The 24819-nt window shown below is 72.2% G+C and carries 20 protein-coding genes; 9 read left to right on the top strand and 11 right to left on the bottom strand.

Going from position 1 to position 24819, the window contains the following annotated elements:
- Positions 1-8: 8 nt before the first annotated feature.
- Together WMF45_RS03955 and WMF45_RS03950 are read right to left on the bottom strand one after the other, a co-directional pair.
- On the bottom strand, positions 9-1688 hold the full coding sequence (locus WMF45_RS03955) for a right-handed parallel beta-helix repeat-containing protein (RefSeq protein WP_437715630.1): 1680 nt from the start codon (positions 1686-1688) through the stop codon (positions 9-11).
- 133 nt (positions 1689-1821) lie between these two features.
- Positions 1822-2763 carry a helix-turn-helix domain-containing protein gene (locus WMF45_RS03950; RefSeq protein ID WP_437715629.1) on the bottom strand — a complete coding sequence of 314 codons (942 nt, stop codon included), beginning with the start codon at positions 2761-2763 and terminating at the stop codon, positions 1822-1824.
- Between the two features lie 170 nt (positions 2764-2933).
- On the opposite strand from WMF45_RS03950, the gene WMF45_RS03945 reads away from it, so the two are divergent.
- The 4 genes from WMF45_RS03945 to WMF45_RS03930 all read left to right on the top strand — a co-directional run bounded on the left by WMF45_RS03945 (position 2934) and on the right by WMF45_RS03930 (position 5366).
- Positions 2934-3389: a nuclear transport factor 2 family protein gene (locus WMF45_RS03945; protein ID WP_437715628.1), complete on the top strand. Its 456-nt coding sequence runs from the start codon at positions 2934-2936 to the stop codon at positions 3387-3389.
- Positions 3386-4294: an NmrA family NAD(P)-binding protein gene (locus WMF45_RS03940; RefSeq protein ID WP_437715627.1), complete on the top strand. Its 909-nt coding sequence runs from the start codon at positions 3386-3388 to the stop codon at positions 4292-4294. Before WMF45_RS03945 ends, WMF45_RS03940 begins: the two co-directional genes overlap by 4 nt.
- Before the next feature lie 237 nt (positions 4295-4531).
- On the top strand, positions 4532-4720 hold the full coding sequence (locus WMF45_RS03935) for a hypothetical protein (RefSeq protein WP_437715626.1): 189 nt from the start codon (positions 4532-4534) through the stop codon (positions 4718-4720).
- Positions 4710-5366: an STAS domain-containing protein gene (locus WMF45_RS03930; RefSeq protein ID WP_437715625.1), complete on the top strand. Its 657-nt coding sequence runs from the start codon at positions 4710-4712 to the stop codon at positions 5364-5366. Before WMF45_RS03935 ends, WMF45_RS03930 begins: the two co-directional genes overlap by 11 nt.
- 25 nt (positions 5367-5391) lie before the next feature.
- Here WMF45_RS03930 and WMF45_RS03925 read toward each other — a convergent pair whose 3' ends face one another.
- From WMF45_RS03925 to WMF45_RS03910, 4 genes are all read right to left on the bottom strand, one after another.
- Positions 5392-6024: a MarC family protein gene (locus WMF45_RS03925; RefSeq protein ID WP_437719486.1), complete on the bottom strand. Its 633-nt coding sequence runs from the start codon at positions 6022-6024 to the stop codon at positions 5392-5394.
- A 390-nt stretch (positions 6025-6414) separates the two neighbouring features.
- Complete coding sequence (locus WMF45_RS03920; protein ID WP_437715624.1) at positions 6415-7254, bottom strand: inositol oxygenase family protein; 840 nt, start codon at positions 7252-7254, stop codon at positions 6415-6417.
- Between the two features lie 128 nt (positions 7255-7382).
- Complete coding sequence (locus WMF45_RS03915) at positions 7383-9602, bottom strand: hypothetical protein (protein WP_437715623.1); 2220 nt, start codon at positions 9600-9602, stop codon at positions 7383-7385.
- Positions 9603-9705: 103 nt separating this feature from the next.
- Positions 9706-11265 carry a dipeptidase gene (locus WMF45_RS03910; protein WP_437715622.1) on the bottom strand — a complete coding sequence of 520 codons (1560 nt, stop codon included), beginning with the start codon at positions 11263-11265 and terminating at the stop codon, positions 9706-9708.
- 355 nt (positions 11266-11620) lie between these two features.
- Here WMF45_RS03910 and WMF45_RS03905 point away from each other — a divergent pair, with 355 nt between their 5' ends.
- Positions 11621-12067: a hypothetical protein gene (locus tag WMF45_RS03905; protein ID WP_437549557.1), complete on the top strand. Its 447-nt coding sequence runs from the start codon at positions 11621-11623 to the stop codon at positions 12065-12067.
- 79 nt (positions 12068-12146) lie between these two features.
- The gene (locus tag WMF45_RS03900; protein WP_437715621.1) at positions 12147-14057 is read left to right on the top strand and encodes a DEAD/DEAH box helicase; all 1911 of its coding nucleotides are present in this window, start codon (positions 12147-12149) and stop codon (positions 14055-14057) included.
- 49 nt (positions 14058-14106) lie between these two features.
- On the opposite strand, the gene WMF45_RS03895 is transcribed toward WMF45_RS03900, so the two are convergent.
- The 3 genes from WMF45_RS03895 to WMF45_RS03885 form a co-directional block, all read right to left on the bottom strand.
- Positions 14107-14349: an anti-sigma factor family protein gene (locus tag WMF45_RS03895; protein WP_437715620.1), complete on the bottom strand. Its 243-nt coding sequence runs from the start codon at positions 14347-14349 to the stop codon at positions 14107-14109.
- 6 nt (positions 14350-14355) lie between these two features.
- Positions 14356-15114 carry an RNA polymerase sigma factor gene (locus WMF45_RS03890; RefSeq protein WP_437715619.1) on the bottom strand — a complete coding sequence of 253 codons (759 nt, stop codon included), beginning with the start codon at positions 15112-15114 and terminating at the stop codon, positions 14356-14358.
- Between the two features lie 82 nt (positions 15115-15196).
- A complete protein-coding gene (locus WMF45_RS03885; protein WP_437715618.1) occupies positions 15197-16039 on the bottom strand; it encodes an alpha/beta fold hydrolase in 843 nt (280 codons plus the stop codon).
- Between the two features lie 304 nt (positions 16040-16343).
- Between WMF45_RS03885 and bioA the strand changes: the two genes are divergently transcribed.
- On the top strand, positions 16344-17627 hold the full coding sequence (gene bioA, locus WMF45_RS03880) for an adenosylmethionine--8-amino-7-oxononanoate transaminase (protein WP_437715617.1): 1284 nt from the start codon (positions 16344-16346) through the stop codon (positions 17625-17627).
- A gap of 115 nt (positions 17628-17742) precedes the next feature.
- Positions 17743-18588: a GFA family protein gene (locus WMF45_RS03875; RefSeq protein ID WP_437715616.1), complete on the top strand. Its 846-nt coding sequence runs from the start codon at positions 17743-17745 to the stop codon at positions 18586-18588.
- A gap of 79 nt (positions 18589-18667) precedes the next feature.
- Here the strand turns inward: WMF45_RS03875 and WMF45_RS03870 are convergent, their stop codons facing one another.
- Both WMF45_RS03870 and WMF45_RS03865 read right to left on the bottom strand, forming a co-directional pair.
- Positions 18668-19093, bottom strand: coding sequence for an STAS/SEC14 domain-containing protein (locus tag WMF45_RS03870; protein ID WP_437715615.1), 426 nt, complete (start codon positions 19091-19093; stop codon positions 18668-18670).
- A gap of 163 nt (positions 19094-19256) precedes the next feature.
- Complete coding sequence (locus tag WMF45_RS03865) at positions 19257-20750, bottom strand: B12-binding domain-containing radical SAM protein (RefSeq protein WP_437715614.1); 1494 nt, start codon at positions 20748-20750, stop codon at positions 19257-19259.
- Between the two features lie 606 nt (positions 20751-21356).
- Between WMF45_RS03865 and WMF45_RS03860 the strand changes: the two genes are divergently transcribed.
- Complete coding sequence (locus tag WMF45_RS03860) at positions 21357-24794, top strand: DNRLRE domain-containing protein (protein WP_437715613.1); 3438 nt, start codon at positions 21357-21359, stop codon at positions 24792-24794.
- The last annotated feature ends 25 nt before the right edge of the window (positions 24795-24819 follow it).

The following is a 24819-nucleotide window of genomic DNA, read 5'->3' as shown; positions in this document are numbered from 1 at the left end:
GAGAGCCGCTAAGGCGGCGGCCAGCGGACGCCGAGCCCCTGGTGCGGCGAGTCGGCGCTCAGGCGAACGTCGTCCGCGGGGGCCGGCAGCGCGCGCCACACGTCGGGGTGCTGGTCGGGCTGCTTGCCCTGGCTCTCGGCGAGCGCCTCGTAGAGCGCGCCCTGGTGGAGGACGTAGGCTCCCTTGGGGTACGTCACGGCGCGCTCATCCGGGCTGAGCGTCGCGCGGTCGGTCCACCACTCCAGGCGCCGGTAGTTCTCGTCGAGGCCGCCCCCCATGAAGTCGCGGAAGCGGACCCGCTCCACCGCGACCGTTGGATTGTCCTCGGCCTGCACGCTGTCGAAGAGCCACATGATGAACGGATAAGGTCCGTCCACCCGGTTGCCCTTCAGGATGTGCGGATTCGGCGCGTTGCTGCCCACGGCGAAGACCTGCACAGGCGCGTCCATGTCCGGGTACACCTCATTGTAGTTGAAGTGGAACCCGAGGAAGACGTTGCGCTCGAAGCGTATCGTGGCGCCGGTGTCGACGGCGTGCGTGTACACCCCGCTCAGCGACGTGTCGGCGAAGTAGTTGTCCGTGAACGAGACCGTGTCCGAGGGCGAGCGCGGATCGCCGTCCACGCGCGTCGGGAACAGCTCGACGAAGAGGTCGCCCGTCCCGATCACGACGTTGTGATGGAAGCTCGAGCTGCCATAGCGCTGGCCGAACTGCACGTTGCCGTCCTGGTAATGGTCGAACGCCGACCGCCACCGGACCGCGCCCGGCCCGAGGACGTTGTGGTGGATCTCGCAGTCCGAGCCGAGCTGCCCGACCTGCAGCGCCTCGGTGCCGGTGCGGAGGAACCGGTTGTCGTACACCTCGAGGCGCTCGAACGCGTGCTGCGGCTGCGCCTGGGTGCTGCCGAAGTAGATGCCCTCCGAGCCGACGTCGTGCACGTAGAGGTCGTGGATCTTCACGTTGCGCATCGTGGCCTGCCCGTCGTCGTCGGTCTTGGCGACGATGCCGGCGAACTCGGCGCGCGCGACCTCGAGGGTATCCAGCTCGAAATCCGACGCTCCTCCGCCGATGGCCAGCCCAGAGAGGCCCTCCTTGCTGAACGCGTCGTCGATGAAGATGCCGTACGTCCCCTGGCCATGCGCGAACGCGCCCTCGGCGTGACCCCGGAACCCCTCGTCTCCGGTCTTCGAGACTGGATCGTGGCGGCCGGTCAGGATCCAGCCCTTTCCGCCCTTGATCACGAACACGTAGTTGGCGGCGTCGCCCCCGACCTCGACCTGTCCGCCGAGGTTCGTGATCACGAGCGGGCGCTCCGCGCTCCGCTCGGGCAGGCCGCCGAGCAGGATGCTCCGGTAGTGGCCAGCCGGGATGTAGAGCCGATCGAGCGCGCTCCAGTCGACCTCCGGGAACGACCCCGCGAGATCGGGATAGGCGATCTCCGGGAGCTCGCCCTCCCTGGGGGCCGGCTCCGGCAGCGTGAAGGTGGTCGTGGCCTGGCCGAAACGACCGTAGGCCGGGACGCCGGGCGTGGAGCCCCCGACGCCGCCGGCGCCAGAGGTGGAGCCCCCGACGCCGCCCGCGCCCGGCGTGGAGCCTCCGGCGCCGGCGGTGGACTCCGCATCATCGCCATCGCCGCCGCACGCCGCCATCGCGACGAGCAGGACACCTATCCTCGCGCCTTGCCGCATCCGCAGGAGGATACGGCATCAGCAGGGCGCGCCGCGCCGAAAGCCGCGCACCACGCGCCGGCGCGTGGGAGCTGGTGTTCCGATCCGGGTGGACATGACACCAGCTGCGCCGCTCAGCAGCGCTTCCCTCTCGTCAACCTGCGCGACGGACGGTGGGCGCGCCGTCGTGCTCTCGCCGCCTCGCCTGCCGGTAGCCGAGGGGGCTCACGCCGTGGGCGCGCGCGAAGGCGCGCCCGAACGCGGGCTCGCTGTCGTAGCCGACGCGCGCGGCGACGAGCTTCACCGGGAGCGTCGTCTCGCCGAGCAGGACCGCGGCGCGCTCGAGGCGCAGCCGGCGCACGTGATGGCCGAGCGGCTCGCCGAGGAGCGCCGTCGCGCGCGCCGCGAACGCGGATCGCGAGAGCCCGGCCGCCCGCGCGAGGTCCCCGAGCTCCCACGCGCGCTCGGGCGAGGCGCGCACCTGCGCGAGCGCGGCCGCGATCGGCTCGTCCCGGAGCGCGTCCCGCCGCGGCAGCGACGCCGCGGGGTCGCGCAGCGCGCTCGCGAAGAGCGCGTGCGCCCACGCCTCGCCGACGGAGCGGCGCAGCGCCGCCGACAGGGCCTGCGGGCCGGCGAGCAGCGCGAGCGTGTCGTTGAGCCAGCGCGCGAGCCCCGGCGTCGCGCCCGCGACGTGCACCGCCGGCGGCAGCAGGGCGACCCACGGGGCGCCCGCCGCGTCGACGTGCAGGTCGACGACGACGAGGCGCGTCTCCGGCGGGGCCTCCGTGGCCAGGGCGTCGTCGGCCACGGCGCGCATCCCGCGGCAGAGGGCCTCCGGGTGCGCGAGCGAGGTCGTCGGCCGATCGCGGATGGCGTGCTCCTCGGCGCGCGGCAGGAACACGAGCTCTCCCGCGCCGAGCGCGAGCCGCCGGCGCGCGACGTCGATCCACCCGCCGCCGCCGAGCGCCGCATACACCCGGGCGGCGGCGCGCTGCGCCGGCTGCCGCTTGCCCCAGCGATCGCCGAGCGCGAAGCGCCTCACCTCGGCCTCGCGGAGCACGACGCTCCGGGCCAGCTCGTCGAACGCGGCGGACATGGCGCGATCGACTCTACATCACGCGGCGGGCCGCGCCACGCCGGCGCGCGCGACTGGCCGCGCGGGCGGCGCCGGCCGTGAACCGTGGACGCGCGGATCGGGGAGCTGGACGCGCGGCAATCGCGGCGTCCCTACGCTGGCCTCGCCGACACGAAAGGAAAGGACATCCCATGACGCACCCCCTGCCGCATTCCCGGCCGCTCGACGCCGCGCAGGCGCTCGACGCGCTCCTCGATCTCATCGGCCGTGACCTGGAGCGCTGGCTCGACCTCTTCGCCGACGACGCAACCGTCGAGTTCCCGTATGCGCCGGCGCTCGGCGCGCCGGCGCGCCTCGAGGGCAAGGCGGCCATCCGGCGCCATTTCGAGGGCATCCTCCAGAGCTTCCACGGGCTCGAGCTCCGCGACGTGCGGCGGTATCCGACGACCGATCCCGACGTCGCGCTCGCCGAGGTGCACGGCTCGGCGACCATCGGGCCCGCGCGCAGACGCTACGAGCAGGACTATGTGATGATCGTCGCGACGAGGAACGGCCGCGTCGTGCGCTACCGGGAGTACTGGAATCCAGCGCCCGTCCTCGAGGCCTTCGGCGGCGAGCTCGACGCGCATCGCGAGGGGGCGTCATGAGGGCGCACGCAGGCAGCGATGGGCCGCTCGTCCTGATCACCGGCGGCACGGGCACCACCGGGCGAGCCGTCGCCGCGCGGCTCGCGGCCGCCGGCGCGCGCGTCCGCACCGCGAGCCGCGCGGCGCCCGCCGCCCGCGACGGCGTGGAGCACGCCCGCTTCGACTGGGCCGACGCCGCGACGCACGACGAGGCGCTCCGCGGCGCCGATCGCGTGTACCTCGTGGCGCCCGCGATGGTCGAGGATCCCTCGGCGCTCATGCTGCCCTTCGTCGAGCGCGCGCTCGCGAGCGGGGCTCGCCGCCTCGTCCTGCTCAGCGCGTCGCCCGTGGCGGAGGGGAGCCCCGGGCTCGGCCTCGTCCACCGCGCGCTCCGCGAGCGCGCTCCGGAGTGGACCGTCCTCCGACCGTCGTGGTTCATGCAGAACTTCATCGACCCGCGCCACCCGCACGCGGCGGCGATCGCCGGGCGAGGCGAGCTCACGACCGCGACGGGCGGCGGCCGCGTCGGCTTCGTCGACGCCGGCGATATCGCGGAGGTCGCCGCGCGGGCGCTCCTCGACAGCGCGCCGCACAACACATCTCACATCATCACCGGCCCGGAGGCGCTCAGCTACGATGACGTGGCGGCCATCGTGTCCCGCATCGCCGGCCGGGCGATACGCCACGTCCGCGCCGGCGAGGAGGACGCTCGCGCGTACCTCGTCAGCGCGGGGATCCCATCGCCCTACGCCGCGTTCCTTGTGAGCCTCGACCTCGCCATCCGCGACGGGGCCGAGGACCGCGTCACCGACGTCGTTCAGCGCGTGACAGGCCGCGCGCCCCGCGCCTTCGGCGACCTCGCGCGCGCCCACGCGCACGTCTTCCGTGGAGAGCCGAGCGCGCGCCGCGGCGACCCGGCCGCGTAACGACGTCCAGCCGCCGAGCCCGCCACACCCAGCCGACAAGCGAGCTCCACGACAACCCGCCTTCACGCTCTCCTGAGTTGTGCCCGACCCCACCGCGGCGACCACACCCCTCGTCGAGCTCCCCATTCTCCTGTAACCTGAGCAGCTGCGGGCAGGCAGCGCCTTCGCGGACACGGCACCTCAGGCGCTCATCGGCCGGACAAGTCAAGGTCGAAGCACGACCGAGGGAGAGTGGCGATGGGGACGAAGGACCGCGTGGAAGACTGCATGACGTCCTGGACAACGCTTCGCTCGGTGTCCACCTGGCTGGCGTCCTACCCGGCCCGCCTCCGGTTCGTCCACACGCGCTGCTTCACGAGCTCTGTCTCGGAGACGGTCTATGAGCAGCTCAAGAGCGAGATGCTCCGGGGGCGTCGTGCCGGGTGAGCGGGCGCGGGCGATCCTGCGCTACATCGAGCAGCTCAAGGAGGGAGACGCGGACGCAGCGCTCGCCGAGGGGACGGACCCTGGCGACGATCTCGGCGCGATCGCGGCGGCGCTGGGGGAGCTCGGGGATGCGCTGAGGGAGCGGGAGGAGCTCGTGCAGATCGCCCAGGCGGTCGCGGCGAGCAACCTGAGGCGGCTCGACGACCTCGCGCAGGAGCTCTCGCGCACGAGGGCCGTCAACGCGGAACAGCAGGCGACGATCCGCACGCTGTCGGCGCCGATCATCCAGGTCTGGGAGGGCGTGCTGATGCTGCCGGTGCTCGGAGCGGTCGATCTCTACCGGGCGGACCAGATGATGCAGGGGCTCCTCGGCGCTGTGTCGAACACCCATTCCAGGGTGGTGATCATCGATCTGACAGGCGTCGACTCCATCGACGCCTCGCTCGGGAACACCCTTCTGTCGCTGGTCGGCGCGGTGGAGCTCCTCGGGGCGAAAGGGATCATCGTGGGCATCCGGCCCGACGTGGCGCGCGGCCTCCTCGTGGACGGCGTGGACATGTCGCGGGTCTCCACCTTCGCGCGGCTCCGCGACGCGCTCGTCCTCTGCATGAAGCAGGCGCCGCGGCGCGCGGGCCAGCTCAACTGACGCGCCGGGCGACGCCGGACGCGCGTCACCCGTGCCAGAGCTCCTTCACCCCGTCGGCCATGAACTGCACGGCGATGGCGGCCAGGATGAGGCCCATGACGCGCTCGAGCACGGCCATGCCGGACGCCTTGAGCGCTCGCTGCACGAGCCCCGCGCCGCGCAGCACGAAGTAGGAGGCCACGAAGGTGATGGCCACGCCGGCGAGCACCAGCCCCATGGCCACGGGGTCGTTGCCCTCGCGCGCCATCAGCACCATCACCGTGGCGAGGGCGCCCGGCCCGGCGAGGAGCGGCATGGCCAGGGGCACGAGCGCCACGTCCTCCTTCGCGATGCCCTCCTGCTCCTCGGACGGGGTGGTGCGCGTCGCCGAGGAGCGGGCGCGCAGCATGTCGAGCGCCGTGACGAGCAAGAGCAGCCCGCCCGCGACGCGGAACGCGGCCAGCGAGACGCCGAAGACCTTGAAGACGACGCCGCCGAAGAGGGCGAAGAACAGCATGAGCCCGCCGGCGACGGCGCACGCCAGCCGCGCCGTGCGCCGCACCTTCTCCGGCGGATCGCCCGCGGTCATCGTCAGGAACAGCGGCACGATGCCGAGCGGATCCACGACGAAGAAGATCGCCGACAGCGACACGAGGAAGACCGAGACGTAATGGGCCATGCTCATCGGATGCATCGCGGCCCCCGCGGGCCAGGCCCATCTCCCACATCCCGGACGGCCGCGCCAGAAGAGCGCCGCGGAGGGACGACGGTGCGGTAGCGAACCGGCGTGATCCGTCGGATCCCACGGGACTTCGGTGGGACGTGACGACGGATCGCATCCCCTCGGCACGACGCGATCGGGCGGCGGCTCGATCTGGCGACAGCACCGGAGGGGTGAGCAAGCTTGGGGCGGCGGTCGGGCCCATTCCCGGATACCCCCTCCAGCGTTGGTCTATCGTCCTGGATGAGGCGCGGTAGCTCCGCGGTGTGCCTCGTAGGCCCCCGGAGACGAGCAGGATCTCCATGGGCTCACGCACGCCCGTCCGCTCGCTTCGTCCGTCACGGCCCCTCACCAGCGGAGCTCGTCCGGCAGGAACTCCGCGATCAGGTCCTTGTAGAGCGGCTTCAGCCGCTCCAGGTCCGGCGGGGCATCGGCCTTCGAGTACAGATCGTACCGGTTGAAGCGCCGCACCCATTCCATCATCCGCCGATCGTGCTCGTTCATCAGGTGCCCGTACGCGCCCTCGCGGTGCGCCGCGTAGAACGAGTGATACCGGATCATGGCGAGCGCCTCGAGGGGCAGGTGGTCCTTCACCACATGAACCAGGTACTCGTCGTGCCCCCACGACATGTGTATCCGGGAGAGCCCCGCGCCCTCCTCGTAAATCCCGCATGGCGTCTGGTACTCCGGGTTCGCCATGTCCGGGTTCCGCGCGAAGAGCTCGGGGAAGACGATCCGGTCCGAGTACGCACAGCCCACCGGGAAGGTGTCGCCCACCACGGCCCACTGGGGCTCGCCCCACGTGCACAGGATCTTCCCGGCGTCGTGGATCAGCGCGGTCAGCACGAACCACGGCGGCTGCCCGTCCCGCCGCGCCGCCTCCGCGGACTGGAGCGCATGTGCGATCTGCGACAGCTCCGTGTCTGGATCGCTGTCGTCGACCACCCGATCGAGCAGCTCGAGCGACTCCCACATGCCCATCCGGCGCCGGTCGAGGCCGAGGTATTGCCGCTTTTTCTCCTGCACGAAGGCGAGAGTCTGCCCCTCGTGATTCAGCCGGTAGAGCTCCTTCACGCTCGGCCGTGCGTCGTCGCGGTAATCGCGAAACGCAGAAATCTCCCTATTTTCCGTCGCTGCGCGCGCGGCGCTCCCCTTCACACCCGACGTCTGCACACGCTTCTCGCTCATCGGTCAGGCCCATAGCGTACGCCCCCTGTCCAGCGCCAGCGCCTGAGACCAGCGCGGTATCGGAACGGCAAGTACGATCCGCGCGATCGGCTCGCGGTGCTGCGGGTCACCGACGTTTACGTGGTCGCTCAGTCGAGCGGCACCGGCGAGGACGCCGAGGCAACCATGTAATCGCGCGCAAACGCCCCGCGCTCCCGCGCGAGGGCGAGCGGGACAGGCCGGTAGAGCAGCGTGGCGGTGACGTTCGCGGTCGCGGAGCAGCCCGCGGGGATCGCGAAGCCGTGCGACGTCACCGCGACGCTCCCCGGCGCGATCCGGTTGTCGCTGGCGATATCGACGGCGCGGTGCTGCGTCGCGTGCCGCGCGCCCGCCGGATCGACGAGCACCTTGGCGAAGGTATAACCCGCGGCGCCGGCGAACGCGGCCGCGGGCTGGCCGTCCGCGGGCGCCGCGGCGAGGGGCGCGCCCAGGTAGACGATATCCCCGTCCTGCGCGGGAATCGCGCCGCTCAGGGTGATCGCGCCGCCGCCCGCGGCGACCACCCGCGCCTCGCCGACCGGCGCGCGGACCTCGAGGCCCTTGTCCGCGGCGTCGAGCGACGGGTCCGCGAAGCGGCCAATGCCTGCGTAATCGTCGTAAACGCCGGTCGGGCGGACGATCCGCACCACGTCGCCCTCCCTCGCGCGCGCCGCGCCCTCGTCCCAGGCGAGCTGGGCGCCCGTCAGGGCCGCGCCCTGGCCCACGCGCGCCTCGGCGAGCGCGCCGCCGGTGTCGTTCACCGTCATGCCACTCGACGGCGAAAGGGGCGCGCCGCACGCCTCCGCCGTGACGAGCAGCACGAGCGCGCGCATCGGCTCCCCGGTCGGAACAGCGTGGCCCGCCGCGCCTCCGGCCAGGGAGACTGTGACCGCGAGCTCGCCCGACGCCGTTGAGGCGTCGATGCGGACCTCGACCGCGCCCCGGATGAGCCGCGGGGACCCCTCCAGCGGGCCGCGGAAAATATGGGAGCGGACCGTCCCCGCCGGGCGGACGAAGCCGAGCGAGACGCTCGCGTTCGCCTCGTTCGTCACGTCGAGGCTGCTCTTCAGCGAGAGGACCCCTGGCATGTGGCAGGCCTGGCATTGCGTGGCCGGGCGGTTCCAGGAGCTCGCGGCCCACTCGGAGAACGTCTGATGGATCGGGAGCCCGTCAGGCCAGCGGACCGGATCGAGCGCCGCGCCCGGCAGGAGCGCCGCCTGCTTCTGCTCGTGGCAGCCGCCGCAGAACTCCGAGGCCGAGAACTTCGGCTGGTAGCTGCCGCCCATGAACCTGTTCGGCACGTCCGGCCGCGGACCGAACATCACCTCCAGGAGCCTCGACGAGGGATCGGGGGAGCTCCTCTCCTGCGGCCGCTGGACGATCAGGGCCCCGGCGACCCCGGGCGGCTTGCTCAGATCGACGTCGCGGATCTTGTGGCAAGCGTCGCAGTGGTCGCCCTTCTCGAACGCGATGCCGGTGGCCTCGAGCAGGTCTCGCCCGCCCGCGGGGCCGTCGATCCCGGCAGCGTGGCAGTCGGCGCACCCGCCGAACGCCGCCGGGCGCGCGGCCTCGGGCAGCGCGGGATCGTCGCACGAGGGCTGCGCTCCCCCGCCGCAGGACGGGTTGAGATCCGGCAGCACGCCGCTCCCGAGATAACACCGCATCGCGGCGCCCCCATCACTGCCAGGGACGCGTCCGGCCTTCCAGCGCCCGCCCGCGGCGCCGCACGAGGCCTCGTCCGTGTGAGCCATCGAGACCCCGGCGTAGATGGCCTGGAGAAGCGGGCTCCTGGCCGACCGCGCGTGCCCCGACTCGAGGAACTGGGCCACGAGCGTCGTGTGGCAGTGATCGCAGAACCGCGTCGAGTTGTGCGGGTCGCCGTCCCCAGGATCGCCGTAGGTGTAGCCGAGCGCGTTGTCCGGCGGCGACGCGCGGCGAACAGCGATCTCCACCGGCCCGTCGGGGACGACCTCGAACTCGATACCGTCCGTCCGGTATCCGATCTTCGCCGCGACCACGGTCGGCTGGCCCGGGATGTCCCGCGTGATCTCGATGGAGAACGCGCCGTCCGGGCCGGTCACGAGGGCCGGCTCCCCGCCGGCCTGCATCACGATGGCGCCCTCGAGCGGCGCCGCGCCGTCGGTGACGACGCCGGTCACCGTGAACACACGTGGCAGCTCCTCCAGGGCGCCTCCAAAGCCCGTGGCCGCGCTCACGTACGTGGTCGCCGTCACCGGGTGCGCGCCCGCGCCCTGGCCGCCGCCGCCGTGGCCGCCCGGCGGCGCCTCCCCCGCGCACGCGCCGCCGAGCACGCAGGCGGCGAGCGCCACCGGAAGCGTGGGTGTTCGCAGCCGGGTCAGGGGTCGCGCCGCCGTTCGCATCCCGGGGATCGCCACCGTAAACCCGGCGCGACCTCCTGTCGACGGCGAGAGGCTACCGCGACAGCAGGAGCTCCGAGGACGGAGACTCCGGCGCTCCGGCCTTCGAGGGCTGCGCGACCGGTCGCTGCGGCGACGGCGAGGACGGCGGGACAACCCCCCACGACATCGGCCCCCGCGACGGCGGGGGCGCCGGCGGCGGCGGCGCCGGCAGCAGGGGCTGCCCCGGCAGATCACCCAGCTCGGCCGCGCTGAGCTGCTGCGTGCTGCCATCCCCGGACAGCGTTGTCTCCGTCGCGGCCGCATAGGCCTCGGCTTGCTCGAGGACCCGCACGAAGTTCCCGCCCAGCAGGCGGAGGATGTCCGCGTCCGAGTAGCCGCGACGGATGAGCTCCAGCGTGAGGTTCGGGGCCCCGGCGCTGCCTGCGAGCCCCTCCTTGAGCGCCTCGCTCCCCTCGAAGACGGAGCCGAGGGCGACATGCTCGATCCCCGCGACCTTCACCACGTGGTCGATATGGTCGATGAGCCGCCACAGCGGCGGCGTCTTCTGCCCCTCCTGGGTCCTGAGCTTCTCGATCTCCTCGCGGAGCGCCTTCGTGTCGCCCGGGAGCCTCTCGCCGAGCTCCTTGAAGTGCGCCCCGTACTTCTGCGCGAAGCGCGCCGACTGCTCGGCATACGCCTCGTCCAGGAAGAGCGCCCAGGAGTTCACCATCACGAGGCCGCCGTTCTCCGCGATCGCGCGCAGCATGTAATCGTCGAGGTCGCGGCGGCGGTGGCCGGCGGCGGGCATCGTGGAAGAGGTGATGATCGGCGCCCTGGCCACCTTCACGACGCCCTGGAACGTGCTGTCCGATCCATGCGAGACGTCGACAAGCATGCCGATCCGTTGCATCTCGCGGACCACGGCCTCACCGAAGGGGGAGAGGCCGCGGTCGCGGACGTACCCGGGATCGAGCGCTCCTCCCGCGGAGCCTGCCCAGTCGTTCGTGGTCATGTGCGTGAGCGCCATGGTGCGGACGCCGAGGCGGTAGAACGAGCGCAGCGCAGGCAGGGAGTTCTCGATGGCGTGCCCGCCCTCGATGCCCATGATCACGGCGATCCTGCCTTCGCGCTCGGCGCGGCGCACGTCTTTCGCGTCGCGGACGAGCATCAGCGTCTCGCGGTGGCGCTCGATCTGCCGGTGGGTCGCCTCGATGAGATCGAGCGCGCGGCGCGCGGCGCTGCCGCCGAGCCGCGAGGCCGAAGGCGGCGCGGGCGCGCCGACGTGGATCGGGAAGAACGCGCCGGTGACGCCCGCCGCCTTGTTCCTGGCGACCTCCGCGGCCATCAGCTCGTCGTCCGAGCTCACCTGAGCGAACGAGCCGCCGAGGAGCAGCGAGGGCACGCCGCTGTGGCCATCCACGAGGATCGCCCTGGCTTGCAGCCGCGCGGCCCGCTGCTCCGGCGTCTCGAGCCCCGGTGGGGTCGCCGTGAGGTCGGGCGCCGACGTGTACCAGGGCCCGACGTCGGCGGCGGACGGCGCGAAGACATCGGGCGCCGCCGCGGGCGCAGGGGAACGAACGCAGGCCGCGAGCGACGCGGCGGCGAGCAGCGCGAGCATTGGCGAAGTGCGCATGACCGGATCGTACCATGCGAGCTCGGCGGGAAATCCAGCCATGAAGGCGGCAGGATCGTGCGCCGGAGAGGCGAGGCAGCGCCGCCGCTGGGCGCCGACATATCGGTCCAGGTGGCCCCTGTGCCTTGATGACCCCCGTTGTGAGCCACCGGTGGAGCAAAGCCGGTACCGCCGGCGCGCGCCGCGGAGCCGCGATCGGCCAGAGCGACCAACGGGCTGAAACCCCGGGAAAGAGCGGGGTCTTGAGCCGCCGAGGCGCCAGGGACGCCAGGAGAGTTCTCTGTTCTTGGCGGCTGGCGGCTCATTTCTCGCTCGATCGACGTGTTCGGCGCTCTAGACTCGAACGAAAGACCCTATGTCGCTCCGACAGCGCGATTACCTCCTCCGCATGATCGAGCAGCTGGCCGAGGCCATCGGCCGGATCGCCGGGCTCCGGCGCGCCGGCCAGCTCGACGAGGCGGAGCTGCTCGTCCGCACCACCGCCGACGGGCTCTTCGGCCCGATGCGGGACATGCTCGACCGGCTCGACGCCGCGGGCGCGGCCACGCTGCTCGGCGACCACGAGAAGATCGGCGCGTACGCGGCGCTCTGCGCGGAGCAGGCCGAGATCCTCGAGCTCCGGGGCCGGGCCGCGCCGGCGCTCGCGGAGCGCAGGCGCGCGCTCGAGCTCTACCTCGAGGCGGTGAGCCGCGCGCCCGAGGGAAGCCCCCGCGCGCAGGAGGCCGCGCGCGCGCTCCTCGGCCGGCTGGACGCCGCGCGCCTGCCGGAGCGGTACCGCGCCCTCGCCGCGAAGCTCGGCTGATCGGGGCAGCGGGGCTCGCCTGCCGCGCGCGCTGCGCCCCGCGGTGAATGCCAGGTTGCAGCGGCGCTGGTGCGCGACCATGACATGGGGAACCCCTGTGGAGACGACCCCTTCGTCCGCCAGCTTCGCCGCGCTCGGCATCGCGCCTGCCCTCCTCGACGTGCTCGCCCAGCTCGGTTACGAGGAGCCCACGCCGATCCAGCGCGAGGCGATCCCGCACCTCCTGACCGGGCGCGACCTGCTGGGGCAGGCCGCCACCGGGACCGGGAAGACGGCCGCGTTCGCGCTGCCGCTGCTCCAGCGCCTCCAGATCGGCGGCGAGCCGCCCGGCTCCCCCCAGGCGCTCGTGCTCGTGCCGACCCGCGAGCTGGCGATGCAGGTGGCCGAGGCGATGCACCGCTACGGCCGCCGGCTCGGCGTGCAGGTGCTGTCCGTGTACGGCGGCCAGCCGTTCGGGCAGCAGCTGCGCGCGCTGCGCCGCGGGGTCCACGTCATCGTGGCCACGCCGGGCCGGACGCTCGATCACATCGGGCGCGGCACGATCGCGCTCGACGGCATCCGCACCGTCGTGCTCGACGAGGCCGACGAGATGCTCGACATGGGCTTCGCCGAGGCCCTGGAGGAGATCCTCTCGGCCACACCGGCGGAGCGGCAGACCGTGCTCTTCTCCGCGACGCTGCCCCCGCGGATCGCCGCGATCGCCGGCCGGCACCTGCGCGAGCCGGTGCGGGTCAAGATCGCGGGCGAGAAGGCGGCCCCCGGCGAGCTCCCCCGCGTCCGCCAGACGGCGTACATCGTGCCGCGGGCGCACAAGTCCGCCGCGCTGACCCGGGTGCTCGACATGGAGGATCCGTCGTCGGCCATCCTCTTCTGCCGCACCCGCAACGAGGTCGACGAGCTGACCGAGGCGCTGCGCGCCCGCGGCTACGAGGCCCAGGCGCTCCACGGCGGGTTCTCGCAGGAGCACCGCGATCGCGTGATGGCCCGCTTCCGCGCCGGCACGGCCGAGCTGCTCGTCGCCACCGACGTCGCGGCGCGGGGGCTCGACATCGAGCATGTCTCGCACGTCATCAACTACGACGTCCCCTGCGCCCCCGAGGTCTACGTCCACCGCATCGGCCGCACGGGGCGCGCCGGCCGCGAGGGCGCGGCGATCACGCTTGTCGAGCCGCGCGAGCACTACCTGATCCGCAACGTCGAGCGGCTCACCGGGCAGCGCATCGAGGCCGCCACCCTCCCGACCGTGGCCGACCTGCGCGCGCGGCGCCTGGAGCTGACGCGCGCCTCGCTGCGGGAGGCGCTCATCGAGGGCGGCACCGAGCGGTTCCGGGTCGTGGTCGAGGGGCTCGCCGACGAGTTCGACGTGATGGACATCGCGGCGGCGGCGGTGAAGCTGGCCCACGACGCGACGGAGGGGGACCGGGAGGAGGACGAGGCGGAGATCCCGTCGTTCCGGCCGCCTCCGCGCGGGCCGGAGCGCGCCCGCGACGACCGCGCGCCGCGCGGGCCCGCGGGGCCGCGCGGGCGCCCGGGCGAGGCGCAGGCGCGGCCGCGGCGCGAGGGGCGGGAGACCGACGGCAACGTGGCCCGGCTGTACGTCAGCGCGGGGCGCGCCGCGGGCATCCGGCCGGCCGATCTGGTCGGCGCCATCGCGAACGAGGCGTCGCTGAGCTCCCGCGACATCGGCGCCATCGAGATCGCCGACGGCTTCTCCACGGTGGAGGTCCCGGCCGACGCGGCCGACGCCGTCATCGAGGCGCTGCGCGCCACACGGTTGAAGGGCCGCAAGGTCCAGGTCCGCCGTGACGACGCGGGGTCCCGCGAGGCCCGCGGCGGGGCGGCCGAGGCCCGCGGCGGGGCGGCCGAGGTCCGCGGCGGGACGGCCGACGCCCGCGGCGGGACGGCCGAGGCCGCGCCGCGCGCCGGATCAGCCGAGACGCGGAACGGCGCGGCGGGCATGGCGCCCCCGCGGCGTCGCCCACGGGCCTGAGCTCCACGGAGATGGGGGTTAGCGCGCCGCGCCCCCCGAGGCGCCAGGCTCAGTCGGCGGTGGTCCTCCGCCGCTGGAACTGGGCGAACAGCGCAGCGCGGACGTCGTCGTGCAGCGGCTCACCCGGGAGCCCCTGGAGCGCGTCGATCGTCAGATCCATCTGCTTCAGGTAGGTGCGGCACCTGTCGCACCACGCGAGGTGCCGCGCGCAGCCCTCCTCCTGCTCGGAGGACAGCTTTCCCTCGCTCCTGTCGGTGATCATCTCGGTCAGCTGACAGCACGTGACGATCATGCGCGCTCACCCCCTCGTCATGTAGCGCTCGAGCGCGGCCCTGAGCTTCGATCGGCCACGGTGCAAGAGGACCCGCTGGTTCGCCTCGCCGATGCCCAGGATCTCGCAGACCTCGTCGGAAGGACACCCCTCCACGTCGCGCAGGAGGACCACCGCGCGCTGTCCAGGCGCCAGCGTCTCGAGCTCTCGCTGCAGCACGGCGCCTATCTCCTTGCGCAGCAAGAGCACCTCCGGGCTCTGCTCCGTCCACGGAACAGGCGGAGTCGCCCAGTCACCGATGCTGTCGAATCGGGCCGGATCGACCGCCGGCTCGCCCCCGTGATCCCCGTCCTCCAGCCAGGAGACAGGGATCATGCGCTTCTCTCGAGCGCCCCACGTCCTGGCGCGGTTCGTCAGGATCCTGAACACCCATGTCTTCAGCGCGGAGCGCCCCTCGAAGCGCACGAGCCCATCGAAGACCGCCGCCCAGGTCTCCTGGACGACCTCCTGCGCGCCCGCGGGGCCGGCGACCGCGCGGGCGAGCCGGAGCATGGGTGTGTGGAGCTGGGTCACGAGCTGCTCGAAGGCCTGCTCGTCCCCCGCGAGCAGCCGGCGGACGAGCGCGATGTCGTCCGCCGGCGCCGCGCAGCCGGGCCAAGCCGCGTTGCCCGGCGCGGCGGGCGCGGCGGGCGCGAGAAGCGGGCCTACCTCGGCCGACGCGCGCTGCGCCGGTGCGGCCTGTTTGCCGTCGGCGGCGGCCGAGGGGTCATGGGACACGCGGAGCACGGTATCACGCCGCCGAGCCCCGCATCAATCGACGCGGCTCCGGCGCGGCTCGCCCCGCGGACGACGACGGCCGGCGCCCCGGTCAGAGCGATCTCAGCGCGTCCGCGACCTCCTTCGGCTTCGTCATGAAAGGGGCGTGGCCCGCGTCGATCGAGATGACCCGCTCGCAGGGCAAGGCGGTGTACTGCTGCTTCTGCTCTGCAGGGCTGATGGCGAGATCCTTGAGCGCCTCGATGTAGACCCGGGGGACCCTCCCCCACCTCTCCTCGGTCACATGGATCGGCTCGTCGAACGGCTTCGCGGGCTCCTCGCGCAGGTGGCTCTCGAGCCGCGCGACGTCCTCCGGAGAGCAATCCTGGCAGAAGGCGTCCGCGGCCCACCCCTCCTTGAAGGTCAGCGTCGTGCCATCCTCCGAAGCGGCCGCGTACGCCTTGATCGCGGCCCCTTCGTCGTCGGCCCACTCCTGGCTCAGCGACTGGCCGTCTTTCATCAGGAAGGCGGTCAGGTAGACGAGCTTCTTCACCTTGTCGGGCCGCTGCTCGGCGGCCTGGCTCACCACGGTGCCGCCCATGCTGTGGCCGACGAGGATCACGGGGCGCGAGGCGCTGTCGATGGCCTCCACCACGGCGTCGGTATAGGCCTCCAGGCCGGCGTCCGCGACGGGCGTCTGGTCCTCGCCGTGAGCGGGGAGATCGAGGGCGATCACCTCGTTGCCGCCGGCCTCGAGGAGCGGCACCACCTTGTCCCATGCCCATGCGCCCACGAAGGCGCCGTGGACGAGGACATACGTGTTCTTGTCCGAGCCCTGGGGCCCGCCGCTCCCGTCCGTGTCGCTGCCGCCGCAGCCGGGCAGCGCGGACGACATGAGCGCAGCGGCCGAGATCATGGTGCCAGACCGCAGGACCTTGCGAAGCAGACCGTTCATGGATGTCTCCTCATCGTCGCGAGGCTCTCCTCGAGCGCGACGTCATCGGTATTTCGACGTGCGATGGATGCGCGCGCCCCTGCGCCCGGGCGTGTCCCCGGCGCCGCGACGGCTATCCCGCTACCTGCACAGTCTCGGAGGGGGCCCGAACGTTACAGCCTGTTCAAGGAATCGTCCGGAGGGGGCCGGGGCCGCGTTCCGCCGGTCGAACGGCGCCGGGCGCCAAGGTCGCCGGCGCGCCCGGCGGACCTGGTGGCGATGGGCATTCTGGGCTAGACGCCTCGCCATGCCATCGGAGAGCGCCATGCCTGGCGGAGACGATCTCGTCGCGCGCGACCGCCGCTGCGTGATGCACCCTTACGCCGCGCCCATCTCGACCGCGCCGCTCTTCGCCGTCGAGCGCGCGGAGGGCGTTCGCCTCACCCTGACCGACGGCCGCGAGCTCATCGACGGCATGGCGTCCTGGTGGGCCGCCATCCACGGCTACGCGCACCCGGCGCTGACGGCGGCGATCAGCGCCCAGCTCGGGCGGATGAGCCACGTGATGTTCGGGGGGCTCACCCACGCGCCCGCGGTCGAGCTGTGCGAAACGCTGGTGGCGCTCACGCCCGAGCCGCTGACGCGCGTCTTCCTGGCCGACTCCGGATCCGTGTCGGTCGAGGTGGCCATCAAGCTCGCTCTCCAGTTCTTCATTGCGCAGGGGCAGCCCGAGAAGCGCCGCCTGATCAGCGCGCTCGCCGGCTACCACGGCGACACGTTCGGCGCGATGGCGGTCACCGATCCCGTCAATGGCATGCACCACCTCTTCCGGGGCGCGCTCGCGCAGCACCTGTTCGCGGAAGCGCCCGGGCCGGCGTTCGACGCGCCCTGGTCGCCGGACGCCCTGAGCAGCATGGCCGCGCTGCTCGAGCGGCACGCGCACGAGGTCGCCGCCGTGATCCTCGAGCCGATCGCGCAGAACGCCGGCGGGATGCGCTTCTACCACCCGCAGTACCTGCGCGAGCTGCGCGCGCTCTGCGACCGCCACGGCGTGCTGCTCCTCTTCGACGAGATCGCGACCAACTTCGGCCGCACCGGGGAGCTGTTCGCGTGCCATCACGCGGGCGTCGCGCCGGACATCATGTGCCTCGGCAAGGCCCTCACCGGCGGCACGATGACCCTGGCCGCCGCGCTCTGCACGGAGCGCGTGGCCGAGACGATCGCCGGAAACGAGCCGCGCGTGTTCATGCACGGCCCGACGTACATGGGCAATCCGCTCGCCTGCAGCGCCGCGCTGGCCAGCATCCGGCTCCTGCTCGCCTCGCCGTGGCGCGCGCGCGTCTCGGCCATCGAGGCGCAGCTCCGCCGCGAGCTCGCGCCGTGCCGCGCGCAGGGCGCGGTGGCCGACGTGCGCGTTCTCGGCGCCATCGGCGTTGTCGAGCTCAAGCAGCCCGTCGACACGGCGCGCGTGCAGCCGGCGTTCGTGGAGCGCGGCGTCTGGTTACGGCCTTTCGGGAAGCTGGTCTATACCATGCCGCCTTACATCATCGAGCCAGCCGACCTATCGCGTATCAGCGAGGCGATCGTGGGTGTGGTGTCGGGGCTCTGAGCCGCGGGCCGGCGCGCCTCGGGTGAAGGGCGCCCTTGAATCGAACCTGGACGCCCGCCTGGGCACCCCGCCGTGCTAGCGTGCGCGCACAAGCCATCCCACGGGAGATACGAACATGACCAAGGGCGCATGTCTTTGCGGAACGGTCCGCTTCGAGATCGACGGTCCGTTCCAGACCATGCTGAACTGTCACTGCTCGATGTGCCGCAAGTTCCACGGCACGGCGTTCACCACGGCCGTCGTCGCGCCGCTGCCCGGCTTTCGCTGGCTCGCCGGCGAGGACGCCATCCGCCCGTCCTGCGCGAGCGACCGCCGCTCCTTCTGCGGCACCTGCGGCTCGGCCACGCCGATGCTCCTCCCCGAGAGGCAGCTCGCCGTGCTCCATGCCGGCAACCTGGAGGGCGATCTCGGGATCGAGCCGAAGTTCCACCAGTTCGTCGGCGCCAAGGCGCCCTGGTACACGATCACGGATTCCCTGCCGCAATTCGAGGAATGGCGGCCCGAGATGCAGGCGCCGGTCGTCTCGCGTCCGGCGGTCAAGCCGAAAGAGGGCGTCACCCAGGGGAGCTGTCTGTGCGGCGACGTGGCCTTCGAGTTCGACGGCACGCCCCAGCGCATGGTGAGCTGCCACTGCGCGCGCTGTCGCCTCGGGCGCAGCGCGGCGCACGCGACCAACGTCTTCGTCGCCCTGGACAGCTTCCGCTGGATCCACGGTGACGCGCAGATCGCGAGTTACAAGGTGCCCGACGCGCGGTTCTTCACCGTCGCGTTCTGCAAGCGCTGCGGCGGCGCGGCACCCCGCCTGTCACCCGAGCGCGGCTTCGCCGTGGTGCCCGCGGGCACGCTCGACACCGATCCCGGCATCCGCCCCGCAGCCCACATCTTCGTCGACTCCAAGGCGAGCTGGTTCCCGATCACCGACGACCTGCCGCGGTTCGCCGAGTACCCGCCCCAGGCCTGACGGCGCGATCAGGCGATCTGCCACGGCACGGTCACCGTACGGGCTGTCCTGGAGCGCCCCCGTGCACACGCGCGGTCGCTCAGGTGCCCGGACGCCGCCCGGCCCGGAGCGCGTCTCGCCGAGCGAGCAGCCACGCGCGCGCCTCTCCCTCGGTGTCAAAGAACTGCTGAGGGTAGGGCTGTCCTGTGAGCAATTGCACGCCCTTCGCGAGGAGCGCCACGATCACGCGCAGCGAAAAGCTCGCTCCGATCATCGCGACCGCATCGATGTGCGTGCTCCGCACCTCTTGCGTGACCGCCTTACGCGCCGAAGGGGGGATAGGGCCCATGTGACGCGCGTCGGCGAGCACCAGGACGTCACGGCCGCTCTCCGCGACCCGCCGGACCGCGGTGAGGACAGCGCGCACTCGATCTTCCGTGACCTCGCCGTGGATCTCCACCCGCAGGATGCCGTCGGGCTCGTCACGAACATCGGGACTCGCGTCCTTGGCGCCGAGATCGCTCATGCCACCATGGTAGCGCCTCGACCGCGCTGCGGGGTACGAACTCTCACGGTCCGCCGGGCTCGACTGGATGACCGGAGCCGAGGAGGGCGGCGGCGTGCACCAGGGCGAAGTAGGCGATCGCGACGAGGTGTGTGCTGCCCTTCATGGCAGATCCCCCATGGCCTCACGCGGCCGCGCTGGAGCGGCCCGCGCGGCGGGGCCGGATCCGCGCGAGGCCGCGCGGATCGGCGCGGCACGACGAGGCGTCGATGCGCTGCGGCTCGAGGCCGAGCTCCCGCATCTTCTCCGCGTCCCACGCCTCGATCGGATCGCGCCCGGCGATGTAGCTGCGTGATCGGTTGGCGAGCGGCGCGCGCAGGCTCATCACCTCGGGCGCCGACATGACGACGCACGCCTTGTAACGGGGCAGATCGCTCGTCATCAGCCGATTCCACACGTGGCGGCCCACGTTGTGGAGGCTCCCCAGCGCGCGGCTCAGGCGCTGGAAATGGTCGATCACCTCCGAGGGGTGCAGCCGGGGCGGGCGGTGGCAGAGGGTGTATCCATCGAGGTCCCGGCTGATCACCCCGGGGAGGAGCCGGCCCTCGGCCGCCACCTGCGCGAAGAAGGGCGTCTCCGGGTACGGGCAGACGATGCCGAGGAAGGTGGGGCAGTGATCGCCGAGATCATGCAGGTACTCGGGCACCCGCTCGAGGTAGTCGTTGGTGTCCCCGTCCGCGCCCACGAGGAGCCCGAAGGAGAGGACGATCCCGCTCGCGAAGGCCCGCTGGATGACCTCCCGCACCTCGCTCAGCTTGTTCTGGCCCTTGTTCATGGAGCTGATCGACTCGGGGTTCAGCGACTCGAGCCCTGTGTAGACGTAGCGGCACCCTGCCCGCCCCATGAGGCGGACGAGCTCCGGATCGCGCAGCACGTTGAACGTGAGCGCGCAGCCCCAGATCTTCTTGAGGGGCATCAGCGCCTCGCAGAGCTCGCGCAGGTAGCGAGGCGAGCCCCCCAGGTTGTTGTCGAGGAAGCTGAATACATTGTTGGTCACCCCCGGGATGCGCTGGTTGAAGATCATCCGATCGCGGATGTCCCGGATCACGTGATCGATGGGGCGATAGCGATACTGTTCGTGCCCGGTCAGCACGCAGAAGTTGCAGGAGAAGGGGCACCCGCGCGACGCCTCGATACCGGGCAGTCGGACGAGGTTGTTCCGGTAATCGACAAGGTCATAGCGGTAGGTGGGGATCTGCTCCGGGGGCACCGGCGGGAGCGCATAGACGGGCTGGAGCTCGCCCCGCTGGAAGTCGGCGATCAGGGCAGGGAGGTTGGCCTCCGGGTCCTCCGCGACCACGGCGTCGAAGTACTGCAGCGCGTCCGCGCGGAAATGGCTCGCGTGCCTCCCGCCGGCCACCGTGGTCATGCCTTGCCGCCGGAACAGCGTGGAGAGGACCTTGGTGTGCTCGTAATAGGCGTGCAGGTACGAGAAGAACACAAGGTCCCAGTGGCGGTCGAGCGGGATGTCCGTTTCCTTCTCGTTGTAGAGCTCGATCTCGGCGTCGGGTGGGCACAGGGCCGCGAGCAGCTCGGGCACGGACGATTGCATGATCGAGCGCTCCTTGCGGAGCAGTCGGCTCGGGTGCGTATAGGTCGAGATGATTGCGATGCGCATCGAGGACACTCCTGGTTCAGTTCAGGACGTATCACACCCTCGAGGCAAGGAGGGCGAATACGAGGAAGCGGGCAGGAGCGCCACAAATACGCCCTACAGGGGGCAGGGGTCAGCCCAGCGAGCACTCCACACGACATGAGGACACAGGAGGCACCTCGGTCGGGTCGACCCTGCCCCCGCCACCCGGGCCTCGATCGCGTCCTGGGTCCCGCCCAGCGGCGGGCCGGTCACCACCCCGCCACCCCCGACCGGGGTCGGGTCACGCCAACCTCGGCGAACGCGACGGCGAACCGCACGAGGACGTGTCGTCCCTGTTGCGACTCCCCGACAAACTTATCCTCGAATCGAAACATCTCCTCGCGCAGCATCCCGGGCTCCGGGGGTCGGCCGGACTGGCCAGTTGCGATTTCATGGAGACGTGACATTCACAACGCGCGTTCCAGCGTAGCGTGAAAGTGGCCGCTGCTGTCTGCTTCGGCCATTCCTTGCAATCGTCTTCGAAGGCCAACAGGTGTCATCGTGCTAAAGTTACCCTTGTTCCCGCGCGCCCTCTCGCGCGCGGGGTATTCTCTTCTTCGGCGTGACCGCGTTCGATGGACGGCGGCCATGACGCTCGCGACCGCCTGCGGCTGCGGCGGCTCGCCCGAGCCGGGTGAGCTCGGGACCGCCGAGCTCGCCGCCACCCTCCCGAGCGGGCGCGTGGTCATCAGCCAGGTGTACGGCGGCGGGGGCAACGCTGGGGCCGTCTACACCCACGATTTCGTCGAGCTGTTCAATCGGTCGAACAGCCCGGTGTCGCTCGCGGGGTGGTCCATCCAGTACGCGAGCGCCAGCGGCACGGGCGCCCTCGGGGCCACGACGACCCAGCTCACGGAGCTGCCCGCGATCACCCTGCAGCCCGGACAGTACTTCCTCGTGCAGGAGGCCGGCGGCTCGGGCAGCGGCGCGCCGCTCCCCGCCGCCGACCTCGTCGATGCGACCCCCATCAACATGAGCGGCTCGGCCGGCAAGGTCGCCCTCGTCCGGCAGGCCACGGGCCTCGGCTGCAACGGCGGCACCGCGCCCTGCTCGGCGGCCCAGGAGGCGCTGATCGAGGATCTGCTCGGCTTCGGCGGGGCGAGCTACTTCGAGGGCTCCGCGCCGGCGCCGGCGACCGCCAACGCGACGGCGTCGCTCCGGCAGGGCGCCGGCTGCCAGGACACGGGCAGCAACGTCGACGACCTCTCGACCGGGACGCCGACCCCCCGCAACACCTCGACCGCCGCGCTCGAATGCGGCGGCGACACCCCGCCGGCGGTGACCTCGACCGCGCCCGGCGACGGCGCGACGGGCGCCGATCCGGCCGCGAGCCTGAGCGTGACGTTCAGCGAGGCGGTGACCGTCGCGGAGGCCTTCGAGCTCTCCTGCGGGGGCAGCGCGCGCCCGTTCGTGGCCAGCGGCGGCCCCCTCGCCTTCACGCTCACGCCGGCCGAGCCGCTCCCCCCGGGCGCCGCGTGCCTCCTCGTCGTGCGGGCGAGCGGCGTGCAGGAGCAGGACCCGGGGAGCAACGGGACGATCGACCCCTTGCCCGCCGACGTGTCGGTCTCGTTCACCACGGCGCAGGCGGCGCAGGCGCTCGCGATCCACGACATCCAGGGGCGCGCGCACCTCTCGCCGCGCTCGGGCGCGGTCGTGAAGACGACGGGCCTCGTGGCGACCCTGCGCAGCAACGGCTTCACCGTGGAGTCGCCGGCGCCGGACGCCGATCCGGCCACCTCCGAGGGGCTGCTCGTCTTCACCGGCGCCGCGCCGTCGGTGAGGGTCGGCGACCTCGTCGAGCTCACCGGCGAGGTCACGGAGTACCGCGCCGGCTGCGCGGACCCGTGCACGCCCTCCCGCGGCAGCGCGTACCACAACCTGACGGTCACCGAGCTCGCCCGCCCGCAGATCACCGTCCTCTCGAGCGGCCATGCGCTGCCGGCCCCGGTCTCGATCGGCTTCGCGCCCGGCGCGCGCCGCCCCCCGGCGCAGATCATCGAGGACGATGCCAGCGGCAGCGTCGAGGCCGCGAGCGGCTTCGACCCCGAGTCCGACGGCATCGATTTCTGGGAGAGCCTCGAGGGCATGCGGGTGAGCATCAACGCCCCGGCCGTCGTGGGCCCCACCCGCGAGTTCTCGAGCTCCGGGACCGCGGAGATCGCGCTGGTCCCGGGCGACCGCGACGCGGCCACGGGCGACGCGGCCGGCCTGCGCAGCGCGCGCGGGGCAATCGTCGTCAGCCCCGGCGACTTCAACCCGGAGCGGATCCTGCTCCAGATCCCCCTGCGCGCCTCGCCGCCCGCGCTGGACGTGGGCGCCACGTTCGCCGGGCCCATTGTCGGCACGGTCGACTACAACTTCGCCAACTACAAGCTCCTGCCGGTCGACGAGGCGCTCCCCGCGGCGACCTCGACGCTCTCGCGCGAGGTCACGTCGCTCGGACCGCGGACCGCCGACGACCTCGACGTGGCCGCGTTCAACGTCGAGAACCTCGATCCGGGCGATCCGCAGGACAAGTTCGATCGCCTCGCGCGGATCCTCGTCGACAACCTCGGCAGCCCCGACCTCGTCGCGCTCGAAGAGGTCCAGGACAACAGCGGACCGACCAACAATGGAGTGGTGGACGCCTCGACCACGTTCGCGCGGCTCATCGCCGCGATCGCGGCCGTGCCGGGCGGGCCCAGCACCTATCAATTCCGCAGCATCGATCCGACCGACGGCACGGACGGCGGGGAGCCCGGCGGCAACATCCGCGTGGGCTTCCTGTTCCGGACCGACCGCGGGCTCGAGTTCGTCGATCGCCCGGGCGCCGGCGCCCTGACGCCGAACGAGGTGCTCGGCGGCGCGGGCGGCGTGTCGCTGCGCTACAGCCCCGGCCGCATCGACCCGGGCAATCCGGCCTTCGCCAGCAGCCGCAAGCCGCTGGCAGGCGAGTTCCGCTGGAACGGACAGCCGCTGTTCGTGGTGGCCAACCACTGGAACTCCAAGGGCGGCGACGAGCCGCTCTACGGGCGCTTCCAGCCCCCGACCCTCTCGAGCGAGGTCCAGCGGCGGCAGCAGGCCACCGTGGTGGCCGGCTTCGTGCGGCAGATCCTCGACAGCGATCCTTCCGCCAACGTCGTGGTCCTCGGCGACCTGAACGACTTCCAGTTCTCGGCGCCGCTCGGCATCCTCAAGGACGCCGGGCTGACGACGCTCATCGAGACGCTCCCGCCGGAGGAGCGCTACACGTACGTGTTCGACGGCAATGGCCAGTCGCTCGACCACGTGCTGGTCAGCGCCAACCTGGCCGGGCCGAAGCTCATTGGCTTCGACGTCGTCCATGTCAATGCGGAGTTCGCCGACCAGGCCAGCGACCACGACCCCGGCGTCGCGCGCTTCCGCGTCGCGCCCGCGCCGGACCTGGATGGCGACGGCGTGCCCGACGCGCGCGACAACTGCCCTGCCGAGCCCAACGCCGCTCAAGGCGACTCGGACGGCGACGGCCTCGGCAACGCATGCGACCTCGAGTGCATCAGCGTTCGTCGCGGCGCGTTCGGCGCCGTGCAGGACTCCTTCGTCGAGGGTCCCACGACGGGCTGGGCGTACGGCGCCTATCCCTACCTCATCACCAGCGCGAGCGCGGTCCAGCCGGCGACGGCCGTCCTCGCCTACGATCTGTCGTTCATCCCGGAGGGCTCCAGCGTGACCTCGGCGACGCTATCGCTGTCTTATGCCTGGAAGCCCGCGGGCAGCGTCGTGACCGTGCACCGCGTGAACGGCGCCTGGGAGGAATCGACGCTCCATGGGGGCGGGTTCAGCGGAACCAGCCCTGCCGTCGAGGCCTCCCTCACCACGCTGGCGCAGACCGACGCGTTCGTCACCGCCGATCTGACGTCCCTCGTGCAGGGCTGGGTCGATGGCGCGCAGCCGAACCACGGTGTCGCGCTTGTCGACGCGAACAACAGGACCGACTTCCGCGCGAGCGAGTATCCCGACGCCGCGCGCAGGCCGAGGCTCGACGTCTGCTATCACGCGGCCGAGTAGCCAGCCGGAACGACAGCGCCTGTCC

Source organism: Sorangium sp. So ce448 (assembly GCF_051520915.1).
GTDB classification, from domain to species: domain Bacteria; phylum Myxococcota_A; class Polyangia; order Polyangiales; family Polyangiaceae; genus Sorangium; species Sorangium cellulosum_B.
The sequence above is the reverse complement of the archived record's forward strand: the minus strand, read 5'-3'. Positions and strand labels throughout refer to the sequence as shown.